The organism is Streptomyces sp. NPDC046862 (genome assembly GCF_040704615.1).
GTDB lineage: Bacteria > Actinomycetota > Actinomycetes > Streptomycetales > Streptomycetaceae > Streptomyces.
This window is the reverse complement of the sequence record NZ_JBEYXP010000027.1, coordinates 1-16,979: the sequence shown is the minus strand read 5'-3', so window position 1 is coordinate 16,979 and position 16,979 is coordinate 1. Positions and strand designations below refer to the sequence as shown.

13 protein-coding genes are annotated in these 16,979 nt (G+C 72.2%); 11 read left to right on the top strand and 2 right to left on the bottom strand.

Annotated features, from left to right (window positions below):
• Positions 1-7 precede the first annotated feature (7 nt).
• Positions 8-526, bottom strand: coding sequence for a cysteine dioxygenase family protein (locus tag AB0959_RS27845; RefSeq protein ID WP_366829329.1), 519 nt, complete (start codon positions 524-526; stop codon positions 8-10).
• 699 nt (positions 527-1,225) lie between these two features.
• Here AB0959_RS27845 and AB0959_RS27840 point away from each other — a divergent pair.
• The 3 genes from AB0959_RS27840 (at position 1,226) to AB0959_RS27830 (ending at position 6,987) form a co-directional block, all read left to right on the top strand.
• Entirely contained in the window at positions 1,226-1,489 is a 264-nt protein-coding gene (locus tag AB0959_RS27840) for a WhiB family transcriptional regulator (RefSeq protein WP_003975777.1), read from the top strand.
• A 321-nt stretch (positions 1,490-1,810) separates the two neighbouring features.
• On the top strand, positions 1,811-5,473 hold the full coding sequence (locus AB0959_RS27835; RefSeq protein WP_366829328.1) for a glycosyltransferase: 3,663 nt from the start codon (positions 1,811-1,813) through the stop codon (positions 5,471-5,473).
• The gene (locus AB0959_RS27830; protein ID WP_366829327.1) at positions 5,470-6,987 is read left to right on the top strand and encodes a DUF5719 family protein; all 1,518 of its coding nucleotides are present in this window, start codon (positions 5,470-5,472) and stop codon (positions 6,985-6,987) included. The genes AB0959_RS27835 and AB0959_RS27830 overlap by 4 nt, the downstream gene beginning before the upstream one ends.
• Before the next feature lie 229 nt (positions 6,988-7,216).
• On the opposite strand, the gene AB0959_RS27825 is transcribed toward AB0959_RS27830, so the two are convergent.
• Positions 7,217-7,666, bottom strand: a complete 450-nt coding sequence (locus AB0959_RS27825) for a metallopeptidase family protein (RefSeq protein ID WP_366829431.1) — start codon at positions 7,664-7,666, stop codon at positions 7,217-7,219.
• A 317-nt stretch (positions 7,667-7,983) separates the two neighbouring features.
• Here AB0959_RS27825 and AB0959_RS27820 point away from each other — a divergent pair, with 317 nt between their 5' ends.
• The 8 genes from AB0959_RS27820 to AB0959_RS27785 form a co-directional block, all read left to right on the top strand.
• Entirely contained in the window at positions 7,984-8,406 is a 423-nt protein-coding gene (locus AB0959_RS27820; RefSeq protein ID WP_134042683.1) for a DUF3499 domain-containing protein, read from the top strand.
• A gap of 168 nt (positions 8,407-8,574) precedes the next feature.
• A complete protein-coding gene (locus tag AB0959_RS27815) occupies positions 8,575-10,191 on the top strand; it encodes an L-lactate permease (RefSeq protein ID WP_366829326.1) in 1,617 nt (538 codons plus the stop codon).
• Positions 10,192-10,356: 165 nt separating this feature from the next.
• Positions 10,357-11,721, top strand: coding sequence for a phosphomannomutase/phosphoglucomutase (locus AB0959_RS27810; protein WP_366829325.1), 1,365 nt, complete (start codon positions 10,357-10,359; stop codon positions 11,719-11,721).
• Between the two features lie 293 nt (positions 11,722-12,014).
• The gene (locus AB0959_RS27805; protein ID WP_366829324.1) at positions 12,015-12,185 is read left to right on the top strand and encodes a Trm112 family protein; all 171 of its coding nucleotides are present in this window, start codon (positions 12,015-12,017) and stop codon (positions 12,183-12,185) included.
• Positions 12,186-12,290: 105 nt separating this feature from the next.
• Entirely contained in the window at positions 12,291-13,418 is a 1,128-nt protein-coding gene (locus AB0959_RS27800) for an SIS domain-containing protein (protein WP_366829323.1), read from the top strand.
• A gap of 79 nt (positions 13,419-13,497) precedes the next feature.
• Positions 13,498-14,649: a mannose-6-phosphate isomerase, class I gene (gene manA, locus AB0959_RS27795; RefSeq protein ID WP_366829322.1), complete on the top strand. Its 1,152-nt coding sequence runs from the start codon at positions 13,498-13,500 to the stop codon at positions 14,647-14,649.
• Between the two features lie 176 nt (positions 14,650-14,825).
• Positions 14,826-15,803 (top strand): cation diffusion facilitator family transporter, encoded by a 978-nt coding sequence (locus AB0959_RS27790; protein ID WP_366829321.1) that lies wholly within the window; start codon positions 14,826-14,828, stop codon positions 15,801-15,803.
• A 286-nt stretch (positions 15,804-16,089) separates the two neighbouring features.
• A partial coding sequence (locus tag AB0959_RS27785; RefSeq protein WP_366829320.1) for an adenosylhomocysteinase occupies positions 16,090-16,979 on the top strand: 890 nt, incomplete at its 3' end.

Below are 16,979 nucleotides of genomic sequence, written 5' to 3'. Positions count from 1 at the left end.
CGACGCCTCAGGCCGTGACCGTGTCCACCGACCCGTACGGCTCCTGGGCCGTGCAGGCGGACCCGGACCCGTGCATCGGCATCTCCGTCAGCCCCGGGTAGTAGACGTGCAGGCTGACCGCCGGCTCCAGCGCGTCGTTCACCACCTCGTGCACGTACCCGGGCGCGAACACCCGCTGCGCGCCCGCGCCCAGGGCGCGCGTGCCGCGCTCGGTGCGCTCGGTCAGGGCGCCGGAGAGGACGGTGAGCACGCCGGAGGAGTCGCCGTGGCCGTGCAGTCCGCTGCCCTGCCCGGGCACCCAGGACAGCAGCCACACCTCGTAGCCGGGCCCGGTGCGCAACCGGTGGTACCAGCGGGACGTCGCGTCGTACCGGACGAGGTGCTCCCACTGGGAGCGGTCGGCGGCGATGGAGCGGGCGAGGCCGGCGAACTCGGCCACGGTGACCGGGTGCGCGCGCGGGGCCTGCAGCAGATGCGGTACTTCGAGGAGGTCGCCGGCGATCTGGATGTCGCTGTCGCTGTTCATGGGTGGGGTGGTTCCTCGGCGGAAGTGTGGGGGATGGCTGGGTGTCGAAGACCGTCGCCCGGGTCACGGGCGTGGGATGCGCCCTGGTGCGGGCGGAGGGAACAGCGGCCGAGCCCGGTGGGGGCTCAGTGGCAGCCGGAGCGCGTTGGGCTCAACAGCTGGAACAGCGACAGCTACAGCGAGCGCGGGCAGCACCGAGGAACCCGGCGGAGCGGGTCGAGGTGAGTGCCGAGTTCGCGAGCATGCCCACAAGGACACCGGTTCACACTTCGACTGTCAACTTGACGCCCGGTATGTGGGAGATGTTTCACCTCATCCGGTCCACCTCGTCGGCGAAAGGTTTGTGCGGCGCTCCGCGGGACACCTGGCGCACCACCGGCTGTACGGATCTCGTGGCGGGTGTCGAGATCCGGATGCGAATCGGTGGCTTCCGTGTTCGAGTCGCAACGCGATCGAACTTCTGGACGTCCTTTCCCGTATGGGAGGGAGACGCGCCCTGGACCCCTGCTGGCTGTCAGGGTTTATGCCGATTTGAACACTTTCCGCATACCCTTGGTTCCGGAGAGTGAATAAGGGGCTCATTAGCAGATTCCGGCTTGACTCGCCCGTAGCCGCACACTTGTAATTTCACTCGTGTCGTTCAGCCGAAATCGGTAACGGCAGCACCACGGGGACGCGAAAGACAGACGAGGGGCGCACATGACCGAGCTCGTGCAGCAACTGCTGGTCGACGACGCGGACGAGGAACTCGGCTGGCAGGAGCGCGCGCTCTGCGCCCAGACCGATCCCGAGTCCTTCTTCCCCGAGAAGGGCGGCTCGACCCGCGAGGCCAAGAAGGTCTGCCTCGCCTGCGAGGTCCGCTCCGAATGCCTCGAATACGCACTCGCCAACGACGAGCGCTTCGGCATCTGGGGCGGTCTGTCGGAGCGCGAGCGCCGCCGCCTGAAGAAGGCCGCCGTCTAGAAGGCCGCCGTCCAAGGGGCAGGCGCACGCGCGGGGCCCGGAGGGGCCCCGGAGTGGGCGGCGCACCGGCCGGAACCAGCCACGCACGCGTGTGATGACCGCTGATGACCGCTGACCAAACAGCGCACACCCTTACGTAACGCTCGGCCCGTCGCCAGTGGGTTGTCCACAGGCGGCGGGCCGCCGCGCTGTCCAGCCGTTAGTGTGGTCGCTCGTCCGAGACGTCCCGCTGTCCCCGCAGGGCACATGTCCCTCCAGGGCACGTGTCCCCCCAGGGCACAGGCGTCGACCGCAGTCCATCGAACCGGGGCCCGTACCTCGATGTCCGTGCACAGCCACACGGCAGCCCACCAAGACGCTGCCACTCCAGAGTTCCCGCGCCACGTCGTGACCGCGGTGCTCGTCGCACACGACGGCGCCCGCTGGCTGCCCGACGCGCTCGCGGGCGTGCTCGGCCAGGAGCGCCCCGTACAGAACGTCATGGCGGCCGACACCGGCAGCGCGGACGACTCCGCCCAGTTGCTCACCGACGCCCTCGGCGCCGACCGGGTCCTCCACCTCGCCCGGCGCACCGGCTTCGGCCAGGCCGTCGAGGAGGCCAACCGCACCGCCGGCGAGCTCACCCCGGACGACCTGCCGTACCTCAAGCGCCCCAGCGGCTGGGACCCGGTCACCCGCACCTGGCGCGACGACGCCTACGACATGCCGGAGCTCCCGCACGGCAAGCCGGTCCAGTGGCTGTGGCTGCTGCACGACGACTGCGCCCCCGAACCGGACGCGCTCGCCCAGCTGTTGCGAGTCGTCGAGAACGAGCGGGAGCTCGGCCGGGACGAGGACATCGCCGTCGTCGGCCCCAAGCTCCGCGGCTGGTACGACCGCCGCCAGCTCCTCGAGGTCGGCGTCACCATCGCCAACTCCGGCCGCCGCTGGACCGGCCTGGACCGCCGCGAGCAGGACCAGGGCCAGCACGACCACGTCAAGGCCACCCTGGCCGTCTCCACCGCCGGCATGCTGATCCGCCGCGACGTCTTCGAACAGCTCGGCGGCTTCGACCGGCGCCTGCCCCTGATGCGTGACGACGTCGACCTGTGCTGGCGCGCCACCGCCGCCGGCCACCGCGTCCTCGTCGCCCCGGAAGCGGTCGTACGGCACGCCGAGGCGTCCTCCCGCGAGCGTCGCACCGTCGACTGCGTGGGCCGCAGCGCAGCCTCCCCGCACATGGTCGACAAGGCCGGCGCCGTCTACACCCTGCTCGTCAACGCGCCTACGGCACAGCTGCCGTGGGTGCTGGTCCGGATCGTGCTCGGCACCCTGCTGCGGACCGTCGCCTACCTCGTCGGCAAGGTCCCCGGACAGGCCGTCGACGAGATCCGGGGCCTTCTGGGGACACTGCTGCGTCCGGAGCGGATCATCGCCGGCCGCCGCAAGCGAGGCCGCTCCCAGCTCGACAAGGGCGAGTTGCGCGCCCTTTTCCCACCCCCCGGCGCGACCGTGCGGGCCACCGTCGAACAGGTCGCCGGCAACCTGATGGGCCGCTCCGACCCCGAGTCCTCCTCCGCGGGCCGCCACGGCGGCGCGGTCGAGTCCGGGCCCGGCGGCGACGACGCCGACTTCCTGCAGGTCGAGCAGTTCGCCCGGCTCAAGCGCGTCGCCCGCAAGCCGGGGCCCGTACTCTTCGCCGTCCTCCTGCTCGTCTCGCTCGTCGCCTGCCGTGAACTGCTCGGCGGCGGAGCCCTCGCGGGCGGCGCGCTGCTGCCCGCCCCCGCCGACGCCTCCGAGCTGTGGGCGCGCTACCTCGACGCCTGGCATCCGGTGGGCGCGGGCGACACCCAGGCCGCGCCGCCGTACCTCGCGCTCGTGGCCATGCTCGCCTCGCTGCTGCTGGGCTCCACCGGACTCGCGGTCACCGTGCTGCTCGTGGCCTCCGTTCCGCTCGCCGGGGTCACCGCGTACTTCGCCTCGCGGCCCCTCGTCGAGTCACGGCTGCTGCGCGCGTGGGCGGCCGTCGCGTACGCCTTCCTGCCCGCCGCCACCGGCGCGCTCGCCGGCGGCCGCATCGGCACCGCCGTCCTCGCGGTCCTGCTGCCGCTCACCGCGCGCGCGGGCGCCGCGGCCAGCGGACTCGCGAACGCCTCCGGTTCCCGTGGCAGTTGGCGCGCGACCTGGGCGTACGCCCTGCTGCTGACCGTCGCCACCGCTTTCACACCGATCGTGTGGCCCATCGCCCTGGTCCTCGGCATCGGACTCCTCGTCCTGCGCCGCGGCGACATCACCGCCTACGGGCTCCGCTTCCTCGCCCAGCTCGGCACTCCGCTGCTGATCCTCGCCCCCTGGTCGCTGACGCTGCTGCCGTTCGGCTTCTTCCAGCAGGCCGGCCTGGAGTACGGGGCGAGTACGGCCTCCGCCACCGACCTCCTCGGCGCCAGCCCCGGCGGACCCGGCACGGTCAGCGGGCTGATGCTCGTCGGTGTCGTGCTGGCCGCCCTGGCCGCCCTGCTGCGCTCGGAGCGCCAGTTGCCCATCTGGACCGCCTGGACGACGGCCCTGGTGGCCCTCGTCTTCGCCGTCCTCTCCAACGGCTCCACCTGGGCGGGCCCCGCGACCCTCGTCTACGGCATCGCACTGCTGGCAGCCGCCGCGCTAGGTGCCGACGGGGCACGCTCACGCGTGGCCGAGCAGAGCTTCGGCTGGCGCCAGCCGGTGGCCGCGCTCATCGCGTTCGCCACGGCGGCGGGCCCCCTGCTGATCGCCGCCGGGTGGATGATCCGCGGCGCCGACGGACCCCTGGAGCGGCGCGACCCGGTGCAGGTGCCCGCGTTCGTCGCCGAGGAGAGCGGCACCCGCGACCAGGCCCGCACCCTGGTCCTCGACAGCGACTCCGGCGCCGAGGTCGGCTACACCCTCGTCCGCGGCTCCGGCGCCCGACTCGGCGACGCCGAACTCGCGGCGGCCGGCGGCGAGAACAGGCTGCTCGACAAGGTCGTCGCCAACCTCGTGGCAGGCTCCGGCGCCGACCAGGCCGACGAACTCGGCGGATTCGCCGTGCGCTACGTCCTCGTCCGCAAGGGCGCGCCCCGCGAGGTCAGCCGCGTCCTGGACGCCACGCCGGGCCTGTCCCGGCTCAGCCAGCAGGGCGGCAGTGCCCTGTGGCGGGTGGACCGGCAGGTCGCCCGCGCCACCATCGTCTCCGGCTCCGGCGACCCGCAGCCCATCGCGGCCGGCCCCGTCGACATCCACACCACCGTCCCCGAGGGCGGGTCGGGCCGTGTCCTGCGCCTCGCCGACACGGCGGGCGAGGGCTGGACCGCCACCCTGGACGGCAGGCCGCTCACCGGCACCACCGTCGACGGCTGGGCCCAGGGCTTCGAACTCCCCCCGAACGGCGGGACGCTGGACGTCACGTACGAGGCCCCCATGAGCCACACCGGCTGGCTGTGGGCCCAGGGCGCGCTCGCCGTCGTCCTCGTGGTCCTCGCCCTGCCGGGCCGCCGCCGCGACGTCGACGACGACCTCCCCGAGGAGCCCGTCGTCCCCGCTCAGGCGATCACCGGCGACGGCCGCCGCGCCCGCCGCCTGCGCGCCCAGGCCGAGGCCGAGGCCGAGAGCGCGGCCGGGACGGACGGAACGGACGGGACCGCGGCCACCCCTCCCCTCCCGGAGGAGGCCCCGGCAGCGGCCGCCGTCCCGCAACAGCAGTCCTACGGAGCATGGGACAACTCCCAGGGCTACGCGGGCGCCGACTACAACACCTACGGGCACGACCCGTACCAGGGCGCCCAGCAGTACCCGGCGGGCACGTACGACCAGACCTACCAGGCGGACCCGTACCAGGCGGGCGCCCACCAGGGCGGCCAGTACGACCCGTACGCCTACGGGGGCACGACCGCGTCGTACGACCAGACGTACCAGCAGGGCTACGACGCGACGTACGACCCGTCGCAGGAACGCCCCGACAGTGAGCGCCCCGACGGGAGCCAGCAGTGAACCGCACGACCCTGTCCCTGATCGCCGGCGCGTCCGCGCTCGCCGCCGTCACCGGCTTCGCCGCGCTCACCTCGCCCGGCGCCTCCGGCGACACCACGGCCAAGGCGGCGGCCCAGCTGCCCGTGGAGCGCACGAGCCTGCTGTGCCCCCAGCCGAGCACGTCGGACATCGCGGAGACCGCGTACACGTCCTTCACGCCCGTCACGAAGGGGACCGGGGACAAGGGGAAGGCCGAACTCACGGCGGCGGGCGAGGAGTCGGCCGACGGCAGTGACAACGGCGGAGGCGGCGGAGGCGGTGGCAAGAAGAAGTCCGGCAAGGCCGCGAAGCCCGTCCTGGAGCCGAAGGCACCCGGCAAGCCCGTCACCGGCAGAGCCGACGGAGCCGAGGCGCCCGCGCTGATCGGTCTCGCCGAGGGGACGTTCGCGCCCGGCTGGACGGTCCAGGAGACCACCGAGGTCGCCGCGGGCACCGGACGCGGTCTGCTCGGCACCAACTGCACCGCTCCGGACACCGAGTTCTGGTTCCCGGGCGCCAGCACGGCCGCCGACCGCACCGACTACGTCCACCTGACGAACCCGGACGACTCCGCCGCCGTCGTCGACGTCGAGCTGTACGGCAAGGACGGAGCCCTCAAGACGACCGTGGGAGAGGGCATCACGGTCAAGCCGCACTCCAGCGAGCCGGTGCTGCTGTCCACGCTCACGGACCGGCCGGAGACCAACCTGACCGTGCACGTGAGCGTGCGCAGCGGCCGGGTCGCCGCGGCCGTCCAGGCGCTGGACGACAAGGCGGGCGGCGACTGGCTGGCCGCCTCGGCCGACCCCGCGCCGAGCGTGGTGATCCCGGGCATCCCGAAGGACGCGACGTCCGTGCGCCTGGTGGTCTTCGCGCCGGGGGAGCGGGACGCCGACCTGAAGGTCCGGCTCGCCTCGCCCTCGGGGCCGATCACTCCCGCCGGCAACGAGACGCTGCACGTGAAGGCAGGCATGACGGCGGCGGTGGACCTCGGTGACGTCACACGCGGCGAGGCGGGGTCCCTGGTGCTGACGCCGACGGACGACTCGGTGCCGGTGGTGGCCGCCGTGCGGGTGGTGCGCGGCAAGGGCGCCAAACAGGAGACGGCGTTCATTCCGGGGAGCCGGGCGGTGGGCACGCGCGCGAGCGTCGCCGACAACCGCTCCAAGGGCGTCACCCTCGCTCTCACCGCGCCGGGACGCACCGCCGAGGTCAAGGTCACGGCATCGGCGGGCAGCGAGGGCGGCACGGCGACGACCAAGACGTACACGATCAAGTCCAAAACGACGGAGAACGTGGCCGTGCCCGTCCCGAGTGGCCTCAAGGGCACGTACGCCCTGACGGTCGAGCCGGTCTCCGGCGGCCCCGTCTACGCCTCCCGCATGCTCGAAACCACGGGCGACGCCCCCGGCTTCACGATCCAGCCCCTCCAGGACGACCGAGGCACGGTAGCGGTCCCGGACGCGGAACAGGACTTGTCGGTACTGCAGAGGTAAGGGGAACGGCGCGTCTCAAGGGGCGCGTGGATGTGCCTTTGAGGGGCGCGGGGCTGTGTTGAATTTGCGGCTCCGCCGCGTGGGCGCGACAAGCCACAACGAACCCGCACCCGACCACGATGCAGGCCAAGGGGTCTGGGGCGCAGCCCCAGGGGACGGGAATGGGCAGGGGCGGGGGGCGACTCCCTCCGGGCGGCGAACCCGCAGCAGTCCTCACCCTCCCCCCGGGTCAATCCTCCCCGTACCGAGGATCCACAGTCTCCGGCGTAAGCCCCAAGAGCTCGGCCACCTGCTCCACCACCACCTCATGAACCAGCGCGGCCCGCTCCTCCCGTCCCTTGGTGCGGATCTCGACAGGCCGCCGGTACACGACGACACGCGCGGGCCGCCCCTCCCGGGCGGCAACCGTGCCCCCCAGCGGCACCGCCTCGTCGTTCCAGGAATCCCGCGGCCCGTCGAGCCGCGGCACCTCGAGAACCAGGAAGTCGATGTCGGCGAGCTGCGGCCAGCGCCGTTCGAGGCGTTCCACGGAGTCCTGCACGAGATCCGCGAACACCTCGGCGCGACTGGCCGCGAGAGGCACCTGCGGCGGCGCGACGGGGCCACGCATGCCCCTGCCGTGCCGGTCACGGCGGCGGGGCCCGGGCGCGGCGGCACGGGGCGGTACGGGGTTGTCCATCACCTACGAAGCGTAGTCCCCGGCCGCAGCGGGTGCCCGGCGCCCACGCGGGGCGCCTGGAGCACGCGTCGAGCCGTCGCGGCCGTCGACGTGACGCCGTACGGCATGTCGGCACATGACCATTCCAGCCAAGGTTGGGCTCGATTCCGTATCCCTCCGGGACCGTCAACCTCATGGCACTTGACAGGATTTGTGTCGACTTATGATCAGTTCGCGAGATGTTCGGCATTCCGGACGCCGGTCTCCGCCCTGGTCAGAATGGTGTGTCCAATGGGGCGTGTGGGGCGTTTCACAGCGCGACACGGTGGAGTGACCTGGTGGAGAGTCGTCGCGGCCCGCTCAAGAGTGCGGTACCGTCCAACGTCGTGAGCCCTGTACGTCGCTGTTCGCGCACCGCCTGCGGCCGACCTGCCGTCGCGACGCTGACGTACGTCTACGCCGACTCGACCGCGGTCCTCGGCCCGCTCGCCACCTACGCCGAACCCCACTGCTACGACCTGTGCGCCGAGCACTCCGAGCGCCTCACCGCCCCGCGCGGCTGGGAGGTCGTCCGTCTCCTCGACGGCTCCGCTCCGGCCCGGCCCAGCGGTGACGATCTGGAAGCGCTTGCCAACGCCGTGCGCGAGGCCGCCAGGCCGCAGCAGCGCGCCGCGGAGGCCGGCGGCAGCGGTCGCTCGGCGGATCCGATGGAGGTCGCCCGCCGCGGCCATCTGCGGGTGCTGAGGTCCCCGGACAACTGACGGACCCTCGAAGAGCTCTCTTCGAGCTCTCTCCGACTCTCTTCGTGCGCGGAATCCACGAATTCCACTGAGCCGTGCACGCACATTGACGTCGGGTTGTCACGGACACGACCATTCCGGTACCGGTGAGAAATCGCTTTCCGCATCGCGGAATCCGGGGAGGCGCCCGTGTACGTCCAGGAACTGGAACCCGTCGCCGACTCGCTCGGCCTGTCCGCACTAGTCGCGACCCTGCCCCTCGTCCTCGTGCTCGTCCTGCTCGGCGGGGTGCGGATGAAGGCCCACCGGGCGGGCCTGATCGGGCTCGCGGCGGCCGCGCTCGTGGCGTGGCTCGCGTACGGCATGCCCGTCGGCCAGACGCTGTCCGCCGCCGCACAGGGCGCCGCCTTCGGGCTCTTCCCGATCATGTGGATCGTGGTCAACGCCCTCTGGGTGTACCGGATGACCGTCCGCACCCGGCACTTCGACATCCTGCGCCGTTCGTTCGGGCGGCTCTCCGACGACCCGCGCATCCAGGCCCTCGTCGTGGCGTTCTGCTTCGGCGCGCTCCTGGAAGCCCTCGCGGGCTTCGGCGCGCCGGTCGCCATCTGCTCGGTGATGCTCGTGGCCCTCGGCTTCGACCCGGTCCGGGCCGCCGTGGTCGCCCTCGTCGCGAACACCGCGCCGGTGGCCTTCGGAGCCATGGGCACGCCCGTCGTCACCCTCGCCCAGGTCACCGAACTCCCCCTGGACACCGTCGCCTCCGTGGTGGGCCGTCAGACGCCGCTGCTGGCCCTCGTGGTGCCCCTGGTGCTGGTCGGCCTGGTGGACGGGCGGCGCGGTCTGCGCGAGACCTGGGTGCCCGCCCTGGCGTGCGGAACCGCCTTCGCCGTCGCCCAGTTCGTCGCGTCCAACTACATCTCCGCGCAACTCGCCGACATCGGCGCGGCCTTGCTCGGCGCGGCCGCCCTCGTCGCCGTACCCCACGCCCGCAGGCCCGCGGCCGAACCCGTACGGGCGGCCGTCCTGACCGGCGCGCGCAGCGAGGACCTGGACGAGGAGGACCCGCGGCGCGAGGTCGTGCGCGCCTACGCGCCGTACGCGCTCATCGTCGCCGTCTTCTCCCTCGCCCAGATCCCCGTCGTGAAGGACTGGCTGGCCGGGGCGACCCGCACCTTCGACTGGCCGTTCCTCGACGTCGCGAACCCGGACGGCGAGCCGGTCGGCGCCAACGTCTTCACCTGGCCGATCGTGTCGACCGGAGGCACCCTCGTGCTCCTCGCCGGCGTGCTCACGGCGGCCGTACTGGGGGTCCACGCGCGCGTGGCGGTCCGGGAGTGGGCGGCGACCGTGCACGAACTGCGGTTCGCGATCCTCACGGTGACCTCCGTGCTCGGCCTCGCCTACGTCATGAACCTCTCCGGACAGGCCGCGACGATCGGCCAGTTCGTGGCGGCGGCCGGCGCCGGACTCGCCTTCCTCTCACCGGTCCTCGGCTGGTTCGGCGTCGCCGTCTCCGGGTCGGACACCTCGGCCAACGCCCTCTTCGGCGCCCTCCAGGTGAGCGCGGCCCGCGAGTCGGGGCTCTCGCCCGAACTGCTCGCCGCCGCCAACAGCTCCGGCGGGGTGCTCGGCAAGATGATCTCGCCGCAGAACCTGACGATCGCGTGCGCGGCGGTCGGGCTCGCGGGCCGCGAGGGCGACCTGCTGCGCAAGGTGCTGCCGTGGAGCCTCGGGCTGCTCCTGGTGATGTGCCTGATCGTGGTGGGCCAGAGCACGCCCGTACTGGACTGGATGCTTCCGTGAGCCGAGCGGCCGGCGGGGCGTCCCTGGAAGAGACTGGAAGAGAGGAGAGGGGCGTCCGGGGGAAACGCACGGAGAACTCCCCGGACATCCTCGGAGGTCGCACAGCTGACTGCCACGTCCGGCGGGTAGTTTGGGGTGACCAATGAGACTTCAGGAGGGTTGGCCGTGGCTGCTGATCTGTCGACGATCGTCAAGGCGTACGACGTACGCGGAGTGGTCCCGGACCAGTGGGACGAGTCGCTGGCCGAGCTCTTCGGGGCGGCCTTCGCCCGGGTGACCGGCGCGGACGCCATTGTGACCGGCCACGACATGCGGCCCTCCTCGCCCGGACTGTCCCGGGCCTTCGCGCGCGGGGCGGCGGCGCTCGGCGTCGACGTCACCGAGATCGGCCTGTGCTCGACGGACCAGCTGTACTACGCGTCGGGCGCGCTGAACCTGCCCGGGGCGATGTTCACGGCCTCCCACAACCCCGCGCAGTACAACGGCATCAAGATGTGCCGCGCGGGCGCCGCCCCGGTCGGCCAGAACACGGGCCTCGGCGAGATCCGCGAACTGGTGGAGGGCTGGAGCGAGTCGGGCGCACCCGAGCCGGCCGCGACACCGGGAACGATCACACAGCGCGACACGCTGGAGGACTACGCGGCCCACCTCCGCTCCCTCGTGGACCTGACCTCCATCCGCCCCCTGAAGGTCGTCGTCGACGCGGGCAACGGCATGGGCGGGCACACGGTGCCCACGGTCTTCGCCGGCCTGCCCCTCGACCTCGTGCCGATGTACTTCGAGCTGGACGGCACGTTCCCGAACCACGAGGCGAACCCCCTGGACCCGGCGAACATCGTCGACCTCCAGAAGCGCGTCCGTGAGGAGGGCGCCGACCTCGGCATCGCCTTCGACGGCGACGCCGACCGCTGCTTCGTCGTCGACGAGCACGGCGACCCGGTCTCGCCGTCGGCCGTCACCGCCCTCGTCGCCTCCCGCGAGCTCGCCAAGCACGGCGGCAAGGGCACGATCATCCACAACCTGATCACGTCGTGGTCGGTACCGGAGGTTGTGAGGGAGAACGGCGGCACACCGGTCCGCACGCGCGTGGGCCACTCCTTCATCAAGGCCGAGATGGCGAGCACGGGCGCGATCTTCGGCGGCGAGCACTCCGCCCACTACTACTTCGCCGACTTCTGGAACGCCGACACGGGCATGCTGGCCGCCCTCCACGTCCTCGCCGCGCTGGGCGGCCAGGACGGCCCCCTCTCGGCCCTCGTCGCCCAGTACGACCGCTACGCGGGCTCCGGCGAGATCAACTCCACGGTCGACGACCAGACGGGCCGCCTCGCCGCCATCAAGGCCGCATACGAGGGCCGCGAGGGCGTCGAACTCGACGAACTGGACGGCCTGACCGTCTCCTCGGCCGACTGGTGGTTCAACGTGCGACCGTCCAACACGGAGCCGCTGCTGAGGCTGAACGCGGAGGCGAGGGACGAGACGACGATGGCGAAGATCCGCGACGAGGCCCTGGAGATCATCAGGGGCTGAGCCGGAAGCCAGGGGGAGTGGCACGGGGAGCCAAGGCACCGCGCCCGATGTGGCCGCCAGGCCACAGGGGCGCGGGGAACTGCGCGCCCAGCCACGAACCCACCCGCACACATGCCCCCCCAAACCCCCTCCCCCGAGGGGGTCTGGGGGCGCAGCCCCCAGTGATGGGACGGGTAGGGGCGGCGGGGGCGAAACCCTTACGGGCACCCCCACCGCCACCGTCCCACCCCACCGGCAACCGCCCCACAGCGGTACCCTGACCAGGCCGCATCCACGTTCGGAAGGACACGCCCATGCCGCTCGAAGCCGGCCTCCTGGAGATCCTCGCCTGCCCGGCATGCCACGCCCCCCTCAAGGAGGAGGACACCGAGCTGGTCTGCACGGGCCAGGACTGCGGCCTCGCCTACCCCGTCCGGGACGGCATCCCCGTACTCCTCGTCGACGAGGCCCGCCGCCCCGCGTAGCACGCGCACCCCGGAAGCGGGTACGCGGAAGAAGACCCAGGCGACGGAACAAACCCCACGCGACCAGGGAACACAAGGGCACCCGGCGATCGGAGGCTGCCGCCCATGCTCGACGAATCGCTGCTCGACACCCCCGACGCCTTGGCGGAGGCGGACCACCGCGGCCTGCTCCGCGGCGCCGCCGAGGCCGGCGCCCGCGTCCGCACCGCCGTCCGCCTCGCCACCGAGGCCGGCATCCCCGACCTGAAGCCCGACGGCCGCCCCCGCGCCGTTCTGATCGCCGGCCCCGGCACCGCGTCCGCGGGCGTCGCCGACCTCCTCGGCGCCCTCGCCGGCTCCGGCTGCCCCGTCACCCGGCTGCACCCCACCGGCGTGGCCCCCGCCGCGGGCGCCCTCCGCTGGGAGCTCCCCGGCTGGGTGGGCTCGCTCGACCTCCTCCTGGTCGCCACCCCCGACGGCACCGAGGCGGGCCTCTCACTCCTCGTGGACCAGGCCTACCGCCGCGGCTGCACCGTCGTCGCCGTGGCCCCCGCCCACACTCCGATCACCGAGGCGGTGGACGGCGCCCACGGCCTCTTCGTCCCGATGGCGACCGCCCCGTACGAGCAGGACGACCCCCCGGCGGCCACCGCACCCGGCATCCTGTGGGCGCTGCTCACCCCGATGCTCGCGCTCCTCGACCGCACGGGCCTGATCACGGCACCCCCCGGCGGCCTGGAGAAGGTCGCCGACCGCCTCGACCACGTCGCCGAGCGCTGCGGACCGGCCATCGCCACCTACAGCAACCCCGCCAAGACGCTCGCCGCCGAGCTCGCCGAATCCCTCCCGCTGCTGTGGACCGAGGGCGTGTCCGCGGGACCCGTGGGGCGCCGTTTCGCCGCGGCGCTGGCCGAGCTGGCGGGCCGCCCCGCCCTGGCCGCCCAGCTGCCGGAGGCGCTCATCTCGCACACGGTCCTGCTCTCCGGCGCCCTGGCCGCGGGTGCCGACCCCGACGACTTCTTCCGCGACCGCGTCGAGGAGCAGGCCGCCCTCCACGCCCGCGTGGTGCTCCTGCGCGACCGGGCGAACGGCGCCCTCAGCGCCGCCTCGGCCGCCCGCGAACTCGCCCTCAGCCACGACACCGCGATCAGCGAACTGGAACCCGAGCCCGGCGGCGACCTGGAGACCCTCGCGGAACTGATCGCCGTCACCGATTTCGCCGCCGTTTACCTCGCGCTCGCTTCGGCGACGTGAGGTGGACCCGCACCCCGTGACCAGCACGGGGTCGAGCAGCGTACGCAGCGCAGTACCGCAGTACCGGAGACAAGGACCCATGGACCGCCTCGAGAACACCGTCCGCCCCTACGCCTGGGGCTCCACCACCGCCATCCCGCACCTCCTGGGCGTGGAGCCGACCGGCGAACCCCAGGCGGAGATGTGGATGGGCGCCCACCCCGGCGCGCCCTCGCGCACCGCACGCGGCCCCCTCACCGACGTGATCGACAAGTCCCCGGACCGGGAGCTCGGAGCCGAGACGGTCGCCAAGTTCGGCCCCCGCCTGCCCTTCCTCCTGAAGATCCTCGCCGCCGGTGCCCCCCTCTCCCTCCAGGTGCACCCCAACCTTCAGCAGGCGAAGGAGGGTTACGAGGACGAGGAGCGCCGCGGCATCCCCGTGGACGCCGGCCACCGCAACTACAAGGACGCCAACCACAAGCCCGAACTGATCTGCGCCCTCACGGAGTTCGACGGCCTGTGCGGCTTCCGGGACCCGGTGCGGGCCGCCGACCTGCTGGCAGGCCTCGAAGTCGACTCCCTGAAGCCGTACGTCGATCTGCTGCACGCCCACCCCGAAGAGGCCGCCCTGCGCGAGGTGTTGACCGCCGTGCTGTCGGCCGACCCCGAGCAGATGGCCCGGACGGTCACCGAGGCCGCGGCCGCCTGCGAACGCCTCGGTGGCGCCTACGCCCCCTACGCCGACATCGCCCGCCACTACCCGGGCGACCCCGGCGTCATCGCCGCCATGCTCCTCAACCACGTCCGGCTCCAGCCCGGCGAGGCCCTCTTCCTCGGTGCCGGCGTCCCGCACGCGTACCTGAACGGCCTCGGCGTCGAGATCATGGCCAACTCCGACAACGTCCTGCGCTGCGGCCTGACCCCCAAGCACGTCGACGTCCCCGAACTCCTGCGCATCGTCCGCTTCGAGGCGAGCGACCCCGGTGTCCTGCGCCCCGGGGCGTCCCCCGGCGGCGAGGAGGTCTACGAGACCCCCATCGACGAGTTCCGCCTCTCCCGCTACGTCCTCGCCGAGGGCGCCCCCGCCCACGACCTCACCCGCGCGACCCCGCAGATCCTGCTGTGCACGGCGGGTTCCGTGCAGGCGGGCGAACACCGGCTCGGCCCCGGCGAGTCCGTCTTCGTGCCGGCCGGCGAGAAAGCCGAAGTCTCCGGAACCGGCACGGTCTTCCGAGCCACGGTGATCGCCTGACCGACGGCCGGAAGGCTCGGCAAACCCGTGAAGGACGCCTGAACGACCTCTGAATGGAGACCTGACTCACCGACGTCGGACCGGGCTGCAACAATGCCCACTGCAAAAGGCGGGCAAAGCCCGTCCGGCGGCGGACAGAAGCGCAGAAAAAGCAGGCGAAGGGACATCCCGGACACATGAGTGCGTCAGGCGGCACCAAGGCGATCGTGGCGGCACTGGGCGCCAACCTCGCGATCGCGGTATCGAAGTTCGTGGCGTTCGCCTTCAGTGGATCGTCCTCGATGCTCGCCGAGGGGGTGCACTCGCTGGCCGACTCCGGCAACCAGTTCCTGCTGCTCGTCGGCGGCAAGAAGGCCCAGCGCGAGGCGACTCCGCAGCACCCGTTCGGCTACGGCCGCGAGCGCTACATCTACGCCTTCCTCGTCTCCATCATCCTGTTCTCGGTCGGTGGCATGTTCGCCCTCTACGAGGGCTACGAGAAGATCAGGCACCCGCACGAACTGGACCACTGGTACTGGCCGGTCGGCGTCCTCATCTTCGCGATCATCGCGGAGTCGTTCTCCTTCCGCACCGCCATCAAGGAGTCCAACACCCTGCGGGGCACCAAGTCCTGGAAGGACTTCGTCCGCCACGCCAAGGCGCCCGAACTGCCGGTCGTCCTCCTGGAGGACCTCGGCGCGCTGGTCGGCCTGGTCCTCGCCCTGGGCGGCGTGGGCCTCGCCCTGCTCACCGGCGACGGCGTCTGGGACGGCATCGGCACGCTCTTCATCGGCATCCTGCTCATCCTGATCGCCGTCGTCCTGGCCGTGGAGACCAAGTCGCTGCTGCTCGGCGAGTCCGCGGGCGCCGAACAGGTCACGAAGATCGAGAAGGCCCTCGTCGACGGCGACACCGTCACGGGTGTCATCCACATGCGCACGCTCCACCTCGGCCCCGAAGAGCTCCTGGTCGCAGCCAAGGTCGCCGTCCAGCACGACGACACCGCCGCCGAGGTCGCCTCCGCCATCAACGCCGCCGAGGCCCGCGTCCGCGAGTCCGTCCCGATCGCCCGCGTCATCTACCTCGAGCCCGACATCTACAGCGAGGCCGAGGCCGCCAAGGGCCCGGACCCCGAGGCCACCCCCGGCGGCCCCGCCCGCACCGCCGAACACTGACGCCTCCCACAGACCACACCGGGCCCGCCGAACCGCCCTTGGCCGGATCTGTGCGCAGGCGGACTGGGGACAGTGAGGGCGACCGTGTAGCTTGGGACGGAGCCAGACGTCGCTGCTGATGGCGGTCGGGCGGTCCCCCAGCGGACCGACCGAGGGAGAGAGGGCCTCCGACGAACTGCGCTGCGCGCACGCGGGCATGCCTGTGTCCTCTTCGGGCACCCCTGTGTCCGCCGCCGCGCAGACCAGCCGTACACACCCTCGACCCGAAACCGAGGAGCAGCTCGCAATGACGACTGTCGACAAGCGACAGGACTTCAAGGTCGCCGACCTCTCCCTGGCCGAGTTCGGCCGCAAGGAGATCACCCTCGCCGAGCACGAGATGCCCGGCCTGATGGCGATCCGCAGGGAGTACGCCGAGGCGCAGCCCCTGGCCGGCGCCCGCATCACCGGCTCCCTGCACATGACCGTCCAGACCGCGGTCCTCATCGAGACCCTGGCCGCTCTGGGCGCCCAGGTCCGCTGGGCGTCCTGCAACATCTTCTCCACCCAGGACCACGCCGCCGCCGCCATCGCCGTCGGCCCGAACGGCACGGCGGACGACCCGCAGGGCATCCCCGTCTTCGCCTGGAAGGGCGAGACGCTGGACGAGTACTGGTGGTGCACGGAGCAGGCGCTGACCTGGCCCGACTCGCCCACCGGCGGCCCGAACATGATCCTCGACGACGGCGGTGACGCCACCCTCCTCGTCCACAAGGGCGTCGAGTACGAGAAGGACGGCAAGGTCCCTGCCGTCGACACCGCCGAGAACGACGAGCACCGCGTCATCCTCGAACTCCTGCACCGCACCATCACGGACGGCTCGCAGAAGTGGACCCAGCTCGCCTCCGAGATCCGCGGGGTGACGGAGGAGACCACGACCGGTGTCCACCGCCTGTACGAGATGCAGCGCGACGGTGTCCTGCTGTTTCCGGCGATCAACGTGAACGACGCCGTGACGAAGTCGAAGTTCGACAACAAGTACGGCTGCCGGCACTCGCTGATCGACGGCATCAACCGTGCCACCGATGTCCTGATCGGCGGTAAGACCGCGGTCGTGTGCGGTTACGGCGACGTGGGCAAGGGCTGCGCGGAGTCCCTGCGCGGGCAGGGCGCCCGCGTGATCGTCACCGAGATCGA